Source organism: Colwellia sp. NW0002-52-1 (genome assembly GCF_057550865.1).
Window position 1 is genome coordinate 32,793 of record NZ_BAAJLU010000007.1, and the last position, 15,554, is coordinate 48,346.

The window sequence follows — 15,554 nt, forward strand, 5'->3', positions numbered from 1 at the left end:
TCTTAAATGCTGAGCTTTAACAGCAGAGAATATACCCTTCTGATTAATTAAGTGAACTACTTTTTCCTGTGTAAAAATGCAGAATTACAAAGCATAAAATTTAGTAGCGTTATTTATATTAACCATTAAAAATGAGCAGCTAATTAATCAACTTGCTATCAAACCAATGCTAGTCATGGCTAATCGGCAAACAAACTTGAGCCTTTAAACCGCCTTCTTTTCTATTTGATAATTCAACTCGGCCGCTATGAGTGTCGACTATTCGCTTAATAATAGCTAAACCTAAACCACTACCTTCGGTGCCTCTTGCTTGGTCACCCTGGGTAAACGGTTGAAACAAACGTTCAATATCAAGTTCAGGAATACCAGGGCCTTCATCTAAAACACAAAAACACACTTCTTGTTTATCTTTGTCGTAATAAGTAGTTACCGTCACTTTACCTTGGGAATAACGCAGGGCATTTTGAATTAAGTTGGCTACGGCTCTTTTCATTGCAACATAACGAAGCGGAATATTCGGTAAGTGTTCGGCGTTGAAAACTATCTCACGCTCTAAAATACTCTCTGACTGAACCACTTCGTCAATCAATTTATTAATGTCATCTAGCTCAGCTTTGTCTTTGCTGTCATGACGAATATAATCAATAAATTGATCAATAATGCTGTTCATATCTTCAATATCGCCTTCAATACCCTCTTTCAAAAACTCATCCCGTTGGGAGATCATTTCAGTGGCTAATCTAATTCGAGTTAATGGCGTTCTTAAGTCATGCGATATACCAGCCATCAATAAATTCCGGTCATCCTCAAGTTGTTTGATACCTTTCGACATGTGATTAAAAGCACGAGTCACCGCCACAATTTCAGTTGTGCCTCGCTCTTTTAATGGCTTGGGGAAGTCACCACGTGCCACGTCAAGAGCAGCATATTGTAATGCTCTTATTGGTCGATTAAGTTGCCGAACAAAAACCCATCCTCCCGCGACGCTCAAAATCCCTAGAATCATTAACACAAAAATAAGTGGAGAAAAGTTTTCTTCTTCTAGACCATTAAGCGGAATTTTAACCCAATAGTTTGGTGCTTGAGGTGGGCGGATCCAAAATAAATACTCATCGCCTTGTGAGATCCTAACCTCTGCAGGCCCGCCGAGTAGATCTGACATTTCTTCAGAACGAAAAGCGTAAAAAATTGCATCTTGTAAGCCTAACTTCATTGCTGCGGCTTCACGATAAACCCCAATACCGGTTTCTCGTTGAAATGCTTCACCCATCGCAGGGCTTATCGCTTCATCCTCAATATCGATAAAAACGACTCGCACCTGCTTAGCAAGCAACTGGTTTACTTGTTGTGCATTAGGTTGAATAATGTATATCGACATAGATATAAACGATACTACTTGGTTAATTAATAATAAGAACCCAATTAAGAGCACCGTTTGACCAAAGGCACTGCGTGGCAATATTTTCATAAACCTCTACTACTGTTAGAATTTTTCATGTCTTTATTTAGTGCCATTTATTTTATAAAATCTTACGGCTAAATCGGCTTAGTAAAAACCATCTTGAACTCAACAGCAAAGCCTTCAAAATAAAACAACGACTAAAAGTCTATGCGACAGACTTTCCTTCAGGAACAAACACATACCCCAACCCCCAAACCGTTTGAATATAGCGAGGTTTTGCAGGGTCAATTTCTAACATACGTCGTAAGCGCGACACTTGAACATCAATGCTACGCTCAAGAGCTGAGTAATCTCTACCACGTGCAAGGTTCATTAGTTTATCACGCGACAAGGGTTCTCGGGGATGCGTGATTAATGCTTTTAATACGGCAAATTCACCACTCGTTAAAGGCATATTTACATCACCTTTCACCATTTCACGCGTAGCAAGATTCAATTGATAGTCACCGAAAGATATAATATTTTCTTCTTGAGATGGTGCGCCAGGTGCTTCTTGCACTTTACGACGCAATACGGCTTTAATTCGCGCTAATAATTCACGCGGGTTAAAAGGTTTGGGCATATAATCATCGGCGCCCAACTCTAAACCAATAATGCGGTCAACCTCATCACCTTTCGCTGTTAACATAACAATAGGAATGTCGTTAGAGTTTTGGCGTAAACGACGACATATAGATAAGCCATCTTCTCCTGGTAACATTAAATCGAGGACTAATAAGTGAAAGTTTTCACGCTCTAATAACCTATCCATTTGCTCGGAGTTAGCTGCGCTTCGAACGACAAAGCCTTGCTCAACTAAATACCGCTCTAGTAGGGCGCGTAAACGCATATCATCGTCTACTACCAAAACTTTCGGTGTTTCATGTCCCATAATACTTGTTCCATTGGTTATTTTTAAACTTATGTTAACTATAAGTCATATTACTTCAAATATAAAAAGCTATGCAGTACCAAGCACCTAGCATTTGTTACAAATTATGTTTCACCTTAGTTTAGAGAATTGTATTACTTGCTTTGGTTAATTATTGTGGGAGAATACGCGAATGAGAATTTGGCACCATTTTCACAAAGTACCCTTTAGAGTTTTACGCATAAGTAAAAGGCGTAATATCATCCGCATTAAACGCAGTATGATCAAAGTTAAAATCGCCTTAGCACAAGAAAAAGTTGAAACAAGAGCCATGCTCAGTACTTATAAGCGTTACACTAAACGTAACGCAAGTGCAGAGGAAATGCGTATTGCTAACCAACAGTTTATTGATATTTTAAAAGGCTTAGGTATTGGTATTTTCGCTATTTTACCTTTTGCGCCGATCACGATTCCTCTGATGATAAAAATCGGCCGATTAGTCGGTGTTGAAATTCTTCCTAGCGCATTTGTCGATGACAAAAAAACACCTAAGCCTTAATTTAAACTTATTTTAAGTAATTAATCGCTTGATCGGTTACACATTTAGTAAAGCTTTTTTGTCGCTCAACTTTTGGTAACTCGGCAATACTTGCGGTGACTAAATGCATTTTTTCCTGCCTTTGCTCGTCAGAAAGGTGTAAAAATTGTTCGTGAAAGCAACCATGTAAACCATAATTTAATGACACCTCTGATTTAAGCGACTCTCCTGCCAAACAGGTAATTAGTTTTTCAGCTAGGGTATTTCGATCTAATTCAGTAATTAACGCTTTAATCGTTAAATTTTCATTTATTTTTTTTTGTTGTTGGCAACCAAACAACATGTCTGCCACAGCAACCACAGGGATAAGTGCTTCATGCTGAGCACCAAATCGTGCTTTTAACCATTGGTTTCTATCGAGTGTTTGATTTTCTGCTGCTTGCAAAGACGTACTAAACATAACAATAGTTGTCGCTAGAGTTATCAGTAAGGCACTAAAACGACTTCTTATCTGTTTACTTATTTGACTGAACATAAAACCTTCCTACTAATGATATTTGACCTAACCTGAAAGATTTCAACCGTAAGCTAATTCAAAAACTCAGGTGAAATATCAGCTTTTAGTGCTCTGGATATAAACTCTCACAACCAAACTTTGTGAATACCCATTAACGTGGTTAAATAGCGCTATATAAAGTCCGCACAAGGTTAGTTATATCGTGATAAAAAAAATAAACATATGCTTTATTCTTATAACAATTTTAACGCTTTCAAAGCCGTTATCGGCTACCGATAATGTTAACGCAAGTACTAGCACTAATACAATTGAGTTATTAGACCAGCAGTTAGAAAATGAAATAGGCAAGGTTGTTTATGTCGATTTTTGGGCCTCTTGGTGTATTCCTTGTCGTAAGTCATTTCCTTGGATGAATGATTTAAAAGCACAGTATAAGGAACTAGGCTTAACTATCATCAGTATTAATTTAGATCACAGTCGATTACTCGCCAAAGAATTTTTAGCGGAAATACCCGCAGATTTCCCGGTGATTTATGATCCCAAAGGTTTAATCGCAAGAAAATATCAACTTAAAGGAATGCCCAGTAGCTTTATTATCAATCGACAAGGGGAAATCGTTAGCACACACGTTGGTTTTAATAAAACCAAACAACTCGCCTACGAAAATGAGCTTAAAGCATTATTAACTATACCCTATAGTTCAAACTAGTGTTCTTCTTAAATGGCTTACCATTTAACCTTATATTGTATGTTAGATGTAATAATCAGACAGCAAAAAGCGAGCTCGAAGCTCGCTTTTTAAATCATCAGCATTAAACTCTTTATACTAAAAACTATATTTATAACCTAAGGTAACGCTGCGTGGTTTACCAGCCATGATTGAACCATGAGTACGTGTCGCCATGTATTCTTTATCAAGTAAGTTATCAACATTAAGGGTAATTTCTTGGTTTTCTGCAAGGTTGTAATGTGCAGCTAAGTCTACCACTGTTCGGCTTTTTATCGCTTCGCTTGGTAATATTACACCTTGACCAGCCGTTGTGCGCATTTCATCCATATAGCGTACTAAAACATCACCACGCCAATTTTCACCAACAACACCAACATTCAGTTGTAATTGATTTTCTGGTACATACGGTAGCTCATCGCCTACAACAACATCACCCCAAGTATCTAAACCTGATTCAAATGAGTTTTGAAACTCTGTTTCAGTAAACGTGTAAGTTAAACCCACTGGAATCATTACCGAGCCTGCAGCAAACTCATAGCCTGCTTTAGCTTCGATACCTGAAACCTTTACTTCACCCGCATTATATTGGTTACCAATGTTTTCTTCATCACAACCTTGGCTCGCCGTACAATTACCATGCATGTTTTCGTAATCAGAATAGAAATATAATACTTCTGCATTTAACGCGTCTTTATTAAAACGTAACCCTAACTCATAGTTAATACTTTCTTCATTTTCTGTTTTATCGTTACCCGGAGCTGGCGGAGCGAAACCTTTTTGTACACCACCAATAACCACTAAATCAGTATTTACACGATAAGTTACAGCAAGTGAAGGCAATAAAACATCCACATCGTTACTCACATCTTTTGATGTTGGTTCGTTTCTATCCACAACACCTTTTGCCCAATCTTTACGCGAAATAGTCATATCTTCGTAGCGCAAACCGGCATTAATAATAAAGTCACCAATGGTATATTCATCATGAATGAATAACGCGACAGCTTTCGCTGAATCTATACGGTTTGAGTCAGTGCCTTGAACACCAGCATCGGTTAAGCTCATTTCATAATTGGCGTTATCTAATTGATAAAGATCAACCCATTGAAATCTGTCCATACTGTCTTCGTGGTAACGAGCACCAAATTTAACTTGATGAGCACCAAAGTCAGCATCTAGAACCGTTTGAATACCTTTTGACTCATAATCACGGCTGTTAGCTTTAACTTCAACACTGATTTCGTTATCTTCGAACGTACCATTGTCAAACGCAGAAGCGATATCAATACCACCACCACTTAAGCTTTTACCATTCACTTTATTGGTTTTGTACCAGTTACGGCTGAATTCGTTAAAGTAAGCAGAAGTTCCTAAAACAAAGCGATCAGACAACTTAATACTATGATTTACCTGAAATTGCTTATGCTCTGTGTCCATAACATCAAGCTGCGATGCTGAATAACGAGAATATGGGTTAGCGTCAAAATCGCTCTGTGTTAACCCCATGTAAGTTTCATCAGAGCTTTCATCAGAATATTTTAATTTAAACTCTAACTCTTGGTAATATTTTGCATCGGCATCACTGTTAATAAGAATTTTTGCCATAATGTCATTTTTAACAAAACCAGTATCATCACCGGTATGGTTTACATCTTTAAAACCATCAGCTTGATAACGAAACACTTCAAATAATGACGATACGTTTTCGCCAGCACCACCAACATAAGCATGTGCTTTAGCAAAACCATCTTCACCAGCGCTTAAATTTACTTGTCCTGCAAGTGCCTCGCTTGGAATACTACGCGAAAGCATGTTAACTACGCCACCCGTTGTACGTGGTCCATACATAGCACTTGACGTACCTTTAAGTACTTCAATTTGTTGCATACGACCGGCAGTTGGGAAGTAATAAGCAGACGGAGCTGAATAAGGTGCTGGAGCAGCTAAAACACCGTCTTCCATAATTGTAACTTTTTCACTGCGATTTTGACCTGTGCCACGCATACCAATATTTGGACGTAAACCATAGCCATCTTCTTCAAGAACATAAACGCCAGGAACCGAGGTTAATGTACGCATAATATCGGTGAAATCGAATTTCTCTAATTCTGCTTGAGAAATCATGTGAGCACTGCCAGGCACATCATTTACCGCTTGAGCATTACCAAAAATAGCTAAATGCTCTATGTCGTCAGCTGCTTGAGCAGTATTCGCAATAGAAGTAACAACCGATAGAGCGATTAACGCTGGCTGAAAAAGAGGTGAAATTCGCATGGATAAACCTATAAAAAGAGACAATTATTTTAATTGCCCGCATTTAATCACGAAACTAAATAGGAATCAATATCATTTGTATTATTTGTTGTTATTTAACAAAGAAAACTTTCAAAAATACAGCAGTTAACACCCGCCATCAACACCCGCGTTTAAAGTTGCATAATGTTACTAATGGCTTCATTTACCTGCGTTACATTAAACTTTTCTTCCACCATAAGTCGGCTAGCTGCTGCCATTTTTTGCCACTGCTCTGGGTTTTCAATAAACCAAATCATTCTAACTGCTAAGGCACCAGCATCACGCGGAGGTACTAACCAACCATTTTCGCCATTCACTACTGTATCTCGACACCCTACAGCATCGGTGGTTAATATGGGTCGCCCAATGCTCATGGCTTCTAATACGGTTCTTGGTAAGCCTTCATGATAAGAAGGTAATGTGTATATATGACATGCTTGAATATAAGGCTTAACGTTATCTGTTTCCCCTAAATACTCAATATGGCCTTGTCTTTGCCACTGAGCTACTTCGCTCGCACTAATTTTATCTGGTGAACTATCGTAAGGACCTAACACTTGAAACTTAACGTTAGGGTAACTTTGTTTTACTATTTTGGCAGCCTCAGCAAACTCTCTTATACCTTTATCACCCAACAAGCGAGCAATCAGTAAAAAGGTTGTTGCTTGCTCAGGTAAGGGTTGCTTTTGGTAAGCCGAAATATCAACACCGGAGCCAAATACACGATAACACTTGTTGGCATCGGCTAACCCTAACTCAACAAATAGCTGTCGATTATCTTGGTTTTGAAAAATAACGCTTTTCGCATTGGTTAATGAGAATTTATATAACTGCTTAACGATTATATTAACCAAATTACGGGCAAAACTGCCTGTTTCAAAGGCATAGCCTAACCCCGTGATCATCGCGTGGAAGTTTTTAAAACCGATAAAACGAGCCGCAATTCCGCCCCAAATAATCGGTTTTATCGTATAGGCGAGTACATGATCGGGTTTTAATGATTTTAAAGCTTTTTTAATCTCGAATAATGTTCTTAGATCAGCAACTGGGTTTAATCCATTGCGCTCAACTGAATAAGGTCTAAAGCTTGCACCTAACGCGGTAACTTCACTTACAACTTCTTCTGAGGCTGGTGCTGTCATAACGGTAACGTCATGCCCTGCTTTAACAAATGCGCTGATCAAGGGGCCACGAAAACCAATGATAGAATTAGGGTAAGCGCCAATAATTACTATTTTCAAAATACTGCCTTAAATAACTGTAACGGTTCAATAACCCTATGTTCCTTACAACAACATAAACATACGTGCAGAAAATAAGGGCGGTCATGTCACTTTTAAAAATAAAAGATTCAACCTTCGTCGCTCACTTGGTATTAAACTCACGAAATAACTGCATATTGCGTAAACAACGCCGGTAAGCCCACACGCAAAAAACAACCCAAACCAAGTAGCGGATATATAATTGGATATGGCAAAAGCAAATGCCAAGGTTAGTAATATTGCGGGTAAAGAGTAGCGTATTAATTCACGATATAAGTGCCACATATTTAATTCAATAACACGATACATATAAATATTAACGAGTAATAACTCACCAACAAATAAGGCGAAAGCGGTACCCCAAGAGGCGCCGACCATGCCGATTTTTTTCACTAAAATAATAGAAATAATAATGTTCGCTATAGCGGTCACCAATAACAACAAACTGCGAACCTTATGCTTATTCAGTGCTTGCAATACGGCATTTATCGACGTTTGAGCTAACACAAACATCAGCGGCACCATTGAAACTAAGGTAACCCAGTAGGCTTGTGAAAAATCAGCACCGACAAATAGTTGGATAAATAATTCACCAAAAGCAGCAAATACCACAAAAACAAAGCCAAGTACTATCATTTGATATCGACCAATAATACAAAGTTGCGCCATCAGTACCGTATTACTCACTCCTTGTTTTACCATTTGTACTATTTTGGGCATAAATATATTTGATATTGCACTAGCAAACGCAATAAAACTGAACAGTAGTTGGCTACCAATATTGAAAATACCCAGCGTTTTACTGTTAGTTAATGTACCAATGATTAAGTTGTCTACGCGCCAATTAATTTGATTAACAATTACATTTAGCGCAATAAAAGATGAATAAATAAATATCTCTTTTAAGGTCGCTTTATTAGGTAACTTTGCCTTAAATTGAATATCAATATTTCGTTTGATATACCAAAAACGAATGATGCTGTGCACAAAGTTAGTCACCGTATCTATAACAACAATAGCTAATACGCCATAACCTACCTCTAAACAGCCAACAACAATAATACAACGCGCTATAAACACGAGTATTTCAGTGGTTTTTTGAAAGCGAAAGCGTTGGTAAGTGCTAATAATGCCAGTAAGTGAATTACTCATTAAAGTAATAACCACATTCACTAGCAATACTAAAAAAGCAACTTGCAGTAATTGAATTTCAGGTAACGACATTGAGTGCTGAAATATCGACGGCAATTTATGCCAAATAAGTAACCCAATGCCAATAACACATGCTGCCAAAGCACCATATATCACCAGCATACTACTGATAAATTCAGACGCTTTTTCTTTTTCGTTATTTGCCTGATATACCGATAAAAAGCGAATTGTGGTATTTGCTAAGCCAAATTCCAATACAATAAGGTAACCAGCCAAGGCCGAAACTAAGCTATAAATGCCATAATCACTAACGCCTAAGTGATTTATAATAAAGGGAATTAAAAGTAGAGCGGCTACATTTCGAATGGCAATTGAACCATAACTTAATAAAATGCCATTGCGCCTTTCACGGCTTAAGTCTGTCATTTAGGTGTCTTTTCTATAGGTGTTATATATGATCAACATTAGAATAAAGTAACTACTATATTTCCCAAGGTTTTGCAGACTAAAGCAGTACAATAAAAACACTAAAATGGGTAACCAAGCTAAACGAAATATATGGTTACTAGCTACGCGGTTCCTTTCTGCCCGAAAGCCGAAATAGATATAAGTCGCAAACAAGGTAAAACCTATAAAGCCAAAGCTTATCATTATTTCAAGTAAGGTATTGTGCGGCCCTACAACTTCGTTAAATAGGCCAGCCTGTAAAAAATAGTGATTATAATGCACTAAGTAACCATTAATGCCGGCACCAAATAGCACAAAATTATAAGGTAAATCTAAAAACAATTGCAGATAAGCTTGCAATATATCACTTCGAGAGCCAGTTAAGTCGGATAAATTATTGCCATTGAATCGAACAAATATATCTAAATCGCCGATAAACGACGCACCGCTTATCCAATATAAACAAAATAATATCAGGAGAAAATTTAATAACAGCAGGAATCTTACAAAGATATCGCCTATTGCTGAACGAAAATAAAAAATAAAATAGGTAAATAAGCTTAAAGTCGCAACAATAAAAAAACTACGAGATACGGTAAGTGCCCCAAAAGCTAGCATAAGTAAAATAATTAAAAATGTTGATCTCGATACCTTTGCTCTTGGTACTACGGGTAAGTAGAAATAAATCAGTAATAAACAAAACAACCCAAAGTTATTAGGATCACCCGCACCACCTGCAAATCGAGCAATAGTTTTCACAGAATGTGTCGCCGCAGCACCAAAATACTGATGCATTAAACCAAACAGTGTTGAGGTAATTACCCCGCATAACAACACAAAACGCAACTGAAAAAACGAACAATATTTATTCTTATCAAATAAAAGCAAGGAGGTAAAAATAAAAAATATAGACCAACGCACAGTTACAAATGAAGCCATTGCTGGGTTATATAATATATGCATTAGCTCATACACAAGTACTAATAACATTAATAACAAACCAGGCTGAGAGTAATGTGTATGTGCCACATGCGTCATTAAATATCGACCAAACATCGCCAGAAAAATGCAAGTAAGTAATGATATGGAAATATAAGGTGACTGGGTAAAAACTTCCGTACAAGGTAGCAAAAAAATAGCTAATTGAATGCTACGCCCAAAGGGTAATAAAAATGCACAAATAACGCCAATTAGCACAACAATTAATAATAAAGGTGCGCTATTAGTGATGCCATATAACACAATAAGCAAAGCGCATAACCCAACCTCTACCTTTAGTAATTGCGATAATTTAGTTGCGAGCATACATATCACGTGAGCTATAAATATTCGTTAATTGTGCTAACACGCTTTCGGTAGAAAAACCTTTCTCTAAAAATGCTTCAGTAACTTTATCTGCGGTTAGCTCAACCAGAGGTAAATTATTTAATTGCATCAGCCAAGGTGACAGATCGTCAAGCGGGTTAAAAGTTACTAACGCTAACCCCATGTCTGATGCTTTCGCGATTGTGTTTGAAATTAAACAAGGTAGCGCGGCTGCTTGTGCTTCTAATAAAGCTACCGATATGCCTTCAAATAGCGACGGCATAATAAAAGCATCTGCACTTTTTAATAATAAAGGTATATCAGGTGTTGCAGGTAATAACGTGAAACGAGACTGCACAGCTTCTTGTTGAATAGCTTCAGCAAAATCGGCTTTTAGTGGCCCTTCGCCAACACAAACAAAATGTATACCAGGGTTGAGTGTTTTATCTTTTGCTAGCTCTAATAAAAACTGATGATTTTTTACTATTGAAAAACGCCCCACATGTAACACAAGTTGTTTATTTTTCGGTAAAGAAAACTGCGTTTTTATTTTGTTCGTATCTTGTTTATCTGCTAAATATCGCTGTACTGATATAGCATTATTAATCACCGTAAAAGGCTTACTGCCATACAAAAACTCACCCGCTTCCTTACCGCAGGCTAAATGCACATTACTTGCGCGAGTAACAATTGCTTTAAATAACGACATAAATGGCAACAAAAATTTGTTTTCAACGCCACTGGTATGAGAATGACACACTCTTACCTTAATACCTTTTTGTTTTGCCACCCCCAGTAAAACACCATTTTTAAAGCTGTTATGTACATGCACAACATCGTACTTATTCTGGTTGGAAAGAATTTCATTTAGCGCTTTTAAGTGCTGAAAAGGTTTTTGCTTTATCGTAGGAATAATAAATATATTCCCCCCTCGAGCTGTAATTTCAGCTCTGAGTGGGCCATCATTAAAACTAATAAAATCAAACTGATATTTGCTGGCATCTAAATGTCGATACCAATTCATCACCACAGACGATATACCGCCTAAGGTCAGCGCAGGAATAACCTGCAATATTCTAATTTGTTTCATTACGTAAATATGCATCCAAATAGCGTTGACGAGTTGCTGACAAACTATAGCCACGTTGTTCGAATTGTTGGTCAATCACAACTTTACTGACAGTTGCTAACTCAGTTTGTTCTTCAATGGCTTTTACCCAAGGCTCAAACCCAGCATTTAAATCAATATAACGACATAACCCCAACCTCATATCGGCTTCTTCAGGAATACCCGTTGATAACACACAAGGCAATCCTGCAGCTTGTGCTTCTAATGCTGCAACGCCAAGACCCTCACTTTTTGAAGTCATCACCATCACATCAAATAAAGACAATAACTGATCAACATCAGCTCTTTTACCCCAAAACTTTACATGGTTTTCAAGTTTCAAAGCTATAACCTGAGCTTGTAGTTTTTCTTTTAGCTCGCCATCACCAATTAAGTGCAAACAAAAATCTTGGCGTACTTGCACGAATTCACTGATCACTGATAATAAAAAATCATGATTTTTAACCGCATAAAAACGGCCAACACAAACAATATTCAGTTGATTAGGCTTGAGGTTGAATGTTACTTTCTCTTGACCATTAATAGCACTTTTATGTCTTACTTTGCGAAAATCAAAAGCATTAGGTACCACTTCAAAATGTCTTTTATTTTTGCCCTTACCATACAAAAAAACGCCAGCGTCTGTTGAAATGGCAAAACGCTTAGTGGCAAATACCGCACTTAACCAACGACCTACTGACAACATAACCTTAGATGATAAATTATTTGCGCCAGTACTCGTATTGCGAGCATGGGTTATTCTCGCTGGAATGCCTGCCAAAAAAGCAATAAAAACACACAAACCAGAATAGTAAGAAGTATGAGCGTGCAGCGCATCATATTGAGGGTTAGTCTTGAGTAGTTGATATAACTGCTTAAGGTTTCTGACAATCCCCTTACGCGGACTATCAATTACATGGATATTACCGCCTTTATCGAGAACTTCATCAGTAAAATAACAATGCTCATCAGTCATGATCACAAAGTCATTGATCAAAACATGTGCATCTTGGCTACGAAATAAATCCATAATACGGCTTTCTGCCCCGCCAAGATTTAAATTCATAAACACATGCAAAACGCGCTTTGGCGCAGTTTTATTCAACATAATAATCGTTAGCCTTTATAAATGAGCTTGGCTGGCGATAGAACTAACATGAAGTGAGCAGCAACGTAATAAATCATATAAACGAACAACAGCGTGCATAAGAAAACTTAGATATGAAAATCGATTTGTTATTATTGTACTGTTCAATTTACTCCTGTTATATTGGAAAATAAAGTCAAAAAGCGAAAACGGAACATTTCAGCTTTCGGTTTCCTGAAGGCTGGCCAGTTATTATGTATAAAATTATCAAACGAATTATTGATATATTAGCGGCTTTATCAGCGCTAATTATTCTCTCACCCGTATATATTATTGTTGCTTTTAAAGTTGCTAAAAACCTTGGTAAACCGGTACTTTTCAGCCAAAAACGCCCTGGATTGAATGGTCAAATCTTTACCATGAAAAAATTTCGTTCCATGCGAGATGCTCAAGACAAAAATGGTAATATTTTACCAGATCAAGAACGTTTAACGCCTTTTGGCATAAAACTCAGAAATTCCAGTTTAGATGAACTACCAGGACTCTTGTCAGTACTAAAAGGTGATATGAGCTTAGTGGGTCCTCGACCGTTACTGGTTGAATACTTGCCATTATATTCTGAAGTACAAGCAAAAAGGCATGATGTAAAACCAGGTATTACCGGCTGGGCACAGGTTAATGGCCGTAACGCGATCAGCTGGCAAGAAAAATTCGAACTCGATGTTTGGTATGTTGAGAACCAATCTTTGTGGTTAGATATTAAAATTATCTACCTGACCATTAAAAAGGTTTTCTCACAAGCCGACATTAACGCCGAAGGTGAAGCTACCATGAGCAAATTTACAGGCCAATCATGAATAAAAATAAAACCTTAGTAATTATTGGTGCTGGTGGTCATGGCTTGGTTGTCGCCGACTGTGCCTTAAGTCTAGGTTACTACAATGACATTATATTTCTTGATGACTGCTTAGATAGACTCAACGCGAATAGCCATTGGCAAGTGTCTGGCCCTACCGCCAACTGGGTTAATTACCGTGAAAACGCCGATTTTATTGTTGCTATTGGCAGCAACACAATACGGGCTAAATTAATAGCGCAGCTCGTGGCCAAACAGTGCTACCTAGCAACATTAATTCATCCTACGGCCTTTGTTAGCCAACATAGTTCGATTAGCTATGGCGTCGTTATTTTTGCCAATGCCGTGGTTAATATTGGCGCACGCATTGATGAAGGTTGTATTATTAACACGGCGGCAACTATAGATCACGATTGTCATATTCAGGCTTATTGCCATATTTCTCCTGGAGTGAATATTGCCGGCGGTGTTAAGGTTGGCAAATTATCATGGTTGGGTATCGGCAGTGCCGTTGTTGAATATATTACCATTGCCCCAAATACCCAATCTGGTGCAGGCGCAGTAATCACCAAATCTACCCAAAGTAATCAACTGTACATGGGCGTACCAGCCCTTCCTGTTCGTTCACTCATTTAAATTTTATAGGATCACCTGTGCTCAATACGCATCTGTCACCATGGCCTAGCTTTAGCGAAGAAGAAATAACTGCGGTTAGCCAAGTATTACAATCAAATAAAGTTAATTACTGGACTGGCCAACAAGGGCGAGAGTTTGAAAAAGAGTTTGCCGAGTATACTGACTGTAAATATGCCGTGGCTGTTGCTAATGGTACTTTGGCGTTAGACCTGGCTTTACATGCTTTAAATATCAGCCAAGGTGATGAAGTTATTGTAACTTCCAGAACCTTTATCGCTTCCATCAGTAGTATTATTAATGCGGGTGCAACGCCTATTTTTTCTGATGTTGAACTGGACAGTCAAAACATAAGCGCTGCAACAATTAAACCCGTAATAACCGAAAAAACCAAAGCAATTATATGTGTTCACTTAGCCGGTTGGCCTTGTGAAATGGATGATATTATGGCCCTTGCCACGCAGCATAATTTATATGTAATAGAAGATTGTGCGCAAGCTCATGGTACCAAGTACAAAGGAAAATCGGTTGGAAGTATTGGCCATATTGGTGCTTGGTCATTTTGCCAAGACAAAATAATGACCACAGGTGGTGAAGGCGGAATGTTAACAACTAACGACGAAAACCTTTGGCGTAAAGCGTGGGCTTTTAAAGATCATGGAAAATCGTATGAGGCGGTTTATGAAAAACAGCACCCACCTGGTTATCGCTGGTTACATGAAAGTTTTGGTACCAATTGGCGACTTACTGAAATGCAATCAGCCATTGGTCGCATCCAACTTAAGCGTATGCCTACTTGGACCAAACTACGTAATGAAAATGCTGAAAAAATATTCCAAGTATGTCGTCAGTATTCATGGTTAATCGTACCGACAGTGCCAAATTATATTCAACATGCTTTCTACAAGTGTTACGTATTTGTCGATCAAAGCAAATTACCTGCTGGTGTCTTACGTGACGATATACTTACCGCTATTAATGCGCTTAATGTGCCTTGTTACTCTGGAAGCTGCTCAGAAGTTTATAAAGAAAAAGCCTTCAATAACACCGATCTTCAGCCAAAAGTGGCACTAAAGCAGGCAAAAACGCTTGGTGAGACAAGTTTAATGTTCTTAGTACATCCAACAATTACTCATAATGAAATAAGTAATGTATGTGAATCACTCACCCAAGCGCTTGATATTATTAATAACAAATTATAAAGCGCTATAGTAAGAGTAAATATCTATAGTTTTAGTTAAATTAAGTAATGACAATGTAACTATATGTTGCAAGAATACCTAACAAAGATCGTTGATGCAGTTTGCATTAA

At 37.9% G+C, this 15,554-nt stretch carries 14 protein-coding genes; 5 read left to right on the forward strand and 9 right to left on the reverse strand.

The genetic code is table 11. The annotated features are described in order from the left end of the window. Positions 1-169: 169 nt before the first annotated feature. A complete protein-coding gene (gene envZ, locus AC27H3_RS08830; protein ID WP_487105437.1) occupies positions 170-1,468 on the reverse strand; it encodes a two-component system sensor histidine kinase EnvZ in 1,299 nt (432 codons plus the stop codon). A gap of 139 nt (positions 1,469-1,607) precedes the next feature. Continuing rightward, positions 1,608-2,333, reverse strand: coding sequence for an osmolarity response regulator transcription factor OmpR (gene ompR / locus AC27H3_RS08835; RefSeq protein ID WP_085303318.1), 726 nt, complete (start codon positions 2,331-2,333; stop codon positions 1,608-1,610). Between the two features lie 172 nt (positions 2,334-2,505). Here ompR and AC27H3_RS08840 point away from each other — a divergent pair, with 172 nt between their 5' ends. After that, positions 2,506-2,871 (forward strand): hypothetical protein, encoded by a 366-nt coding sequence (locus tag AC27H3_RS08840; RefSeq protein WP_085303316.1) that lies wholly within the window; start codon positions 2,506-2,508, stop codon positions 2,869-2,871. 7 nt (positions 2,872-2,878) lie between these two features. On the opposite strand, the gene AC27H3_RS08845 is transcribed toward AC27H3_RS08840, so the two are convergent. Further along, positions 2,879-3,385 (reverse strand): hypothetical protein, encoded by a 507-nt coding sequence (locus AC27H3_RS08845; RefSeq protein ID WP_487105440.1) that lies wholly within the window; start codon positions 3,383-3,385, stop codon positions 2,879-2,881. Positions 3,386-3,569: 184 nt separating this feature from the next. Between AC27H3_RS08845 and AC27H3_RS08850 the strand changes: the two genes are divergently transcribed. Beyond that, positions 3,570-4,076, forward strand: coding sequence for a TlpA disulfide reductase family protein (locus tag AC27H3_RS08850; protein WP_487105442.1), 507 nt, complete (start codon positions 3,570-3,572; stop codon positions 4,074-4,076). A 117-nt stretch (positions 4,077-4,193) separates the two neighbouring features. Here AC27H3_RS08850 and AC27H3_RS08855 read toward each other — a convergent pair whose 3' ends face one another. The 6 genes from AC27H3_RS08855 to AC27H3_RS08880 all read right to left on the reverse strand — a co-directional run bounded on the left by AC27H3_RS08855 (position 4,194) and on the right by AC27H3_RS08880 (position 12,774). Continuing rightward, entirely contained in the window at positions 4,194-6,371 is a 2,178-nt protein-coding gene (locus AC27H3_RS08855; protein ID WP_487105444.1) for a TonB-dependent receptor family protein, read from the reverse strand. Between the two features lie 152 nt (positions 6,372-6,523). Further along, positions 6,524-7,633, reverse strand: coding sequence for a glycosyltransferase family 4 protein (locus AC27H3_RS08860; protein ID WP_487105446.1), 1,110 nt, complete (start codon positions 7,631-7,633; stop codon positions 6,524-6,526). A gap of 84 nt (positions 7,634-7,717) precedes the next feature. Continuing rightward, on the reverse strand, positions 7,718-9,232 hold the full coding sequence (locus AC27H3_RS08865) for an oligosaccharide flippase family protein (protein WP_487105448.1): 1,515 nt from the start codon (positions 9,230-9,232) through the stop codon (positions 7,718-7,720). Then, positions 9,233-10,558, reverse strand: coding sequence for an O-antigen ligase family protein (locus tag AC27H3_RS08870; protein WP_487105450.1), 1,326 nt, complete (start codon positions 10,556-10,558; stop codon positions 9,233-9,235). It lies immediately after the preceding gene. Further along, positions 10,545-11,648: a glycosyltransferase gene (locus AC27H3_RS08875; protein WP_487105452.1), complete on the reverse strand. Its 1,104-nt coding sequence runs from the start codon at positions 11,646-11,648 to the stop codon at positions 10,545-10,547. Before AC27H3_RS08875 ends, AC27H3_RS08870 begins: the two co-directional genes overlap by 14 nt. After that, positions 11,635-12,774, reverse strand: coding sequence for a glycosyltransferase (locus tag AC27H3_RS08880; RefSeq protein ID WP_487105454.1), 1,140 nt, complete (start codon positions 12,772-12,774; stop codon positions 11,635-11,637). The genes AC27H3_RS08875 and AC27H3_RS08880 overlap by 14 nt, the downstream gene beginning before the upstream one ends. Before the next feature lie 233 nt (positions 12,775-13,007). On the opposite strand from AC27H3_RS08880, the gene AC27H3_RS08885 reads away from it, so the two are divergent. From AC27H3_RS08885 to AC27H3_RS08895, 3 genes are read left to right on the forward strand one after another with little or no spacing between them, the layout of a single operon-like run. Next, entirely contained in the window at positions 13,008-13,610 is a 603-nt protein-coding gene (locus AC27H3_RS08885) for a sugar transferase (protein WP_487105456.1), read from the forward strand. After that, positions 13,607-14,245, forward strand: a complete 639-nt coding sequence (locus AC27H3_RS08890; protein WP_487105458.1) for an acetyltransferase — start codon at positions 13,607-13,609, stop codon at positions 14,243-14,245. Before AC27H3_RS08885 ends, AC27H3_RS08890 begins: the two co-directional genes overlap by 4 nt. 17 nt (positions 14,246-14,262) lie before the next feature. Next, positions 14,263-15,444: a DegT/DnrJ/EryC1/StrS family aminotransferase gene (locus AC27H3_RS08895; protein ID WP_487105460.1), complete on the forward strand. Its 1,182-nt coding sequence runs from the start codon at positions 14,263-14,265 to the stop codon at positions 15,442-15,444. The last annotated feature ends 110 nt before the right edge of the window (positions 15,445-15,554 follow it).

Coding starts and splice junctions, on each gene's coding strand:
- envZ (WP_487105437.1), bottom strand. CDS start 1,468: ATGAAAATATTGCCACGCAGTGCCTTTGGTCAAACGGTGCTCTTAATT.
- ompR (WP_085303318.1), bottom strand. CDS start 2,333: ATGGGACATGAAACACCGAAAGTTTTGGTAGTAGACGATGATATGCGT.
- AC27H3_RS08840 (WP_085303316.1), top strand. CDS start 2,506: ATGAGAATTTGGCACCATTTTCACAAAGTACCCTTTAGAGTTTTACGC.
- AC27H3_RS08845 (WP_487105440.1), bottom strand. CDS start 3,385: ATGTTCAGTCAAATAAGTAAACAGATAAGAAGTCGTTTTAGTGCCTTA.
- AC27H3_RS08855 (WP_487105444.1), bottom strand. CDS start 6,371: ATGCGAATTTCACCTCTTTTTCAGCCAGCGTTAATCGCTCTATCGGTT.
- AC27H3_RS08865 (WP_487105448.1), bottom strand. CDS start 9,232: ATGACAGACTTAAGCCGTGAAAGGCGCAATGGCATTTTATTAAGTTAT.
- AC27H3_RS08870 (WP_487105450.1), bottom strand. CDS start 10,558: ATGCTCGCAACTAAATTATCGCAATTACTAAAGGTAGAGGTTGGGTTA.
- AC27H3_RS08875 (WP_487105452.1), bottom strand. CDS start 11,648: ATGAAACAAATTAGAATATTGCAGGTTATTCCTGCGCTGACCTTAGGC.
- AC27H3_RS08880 (WP_487105454.1), bottom strand. CDS start 12,774: ATGTTGAATAAAACTGCGCCAAAGCGCGTTTTGCATGTGTTTATGAAT.
- AC27H3_RS08885 (WP_487105456.1), top strand. CDS start 13,008: ATGTATAAAATTATCAAACGAATTATTGATATATTAGCGGCTTTATCA.
- AC27H3_RS08890 (WP_487105458.1), top strand. CDS start 13,607: ATGAATAAAAATAAAACCTTAGTAATTATTGGTGCTGGTGGTCATGGC.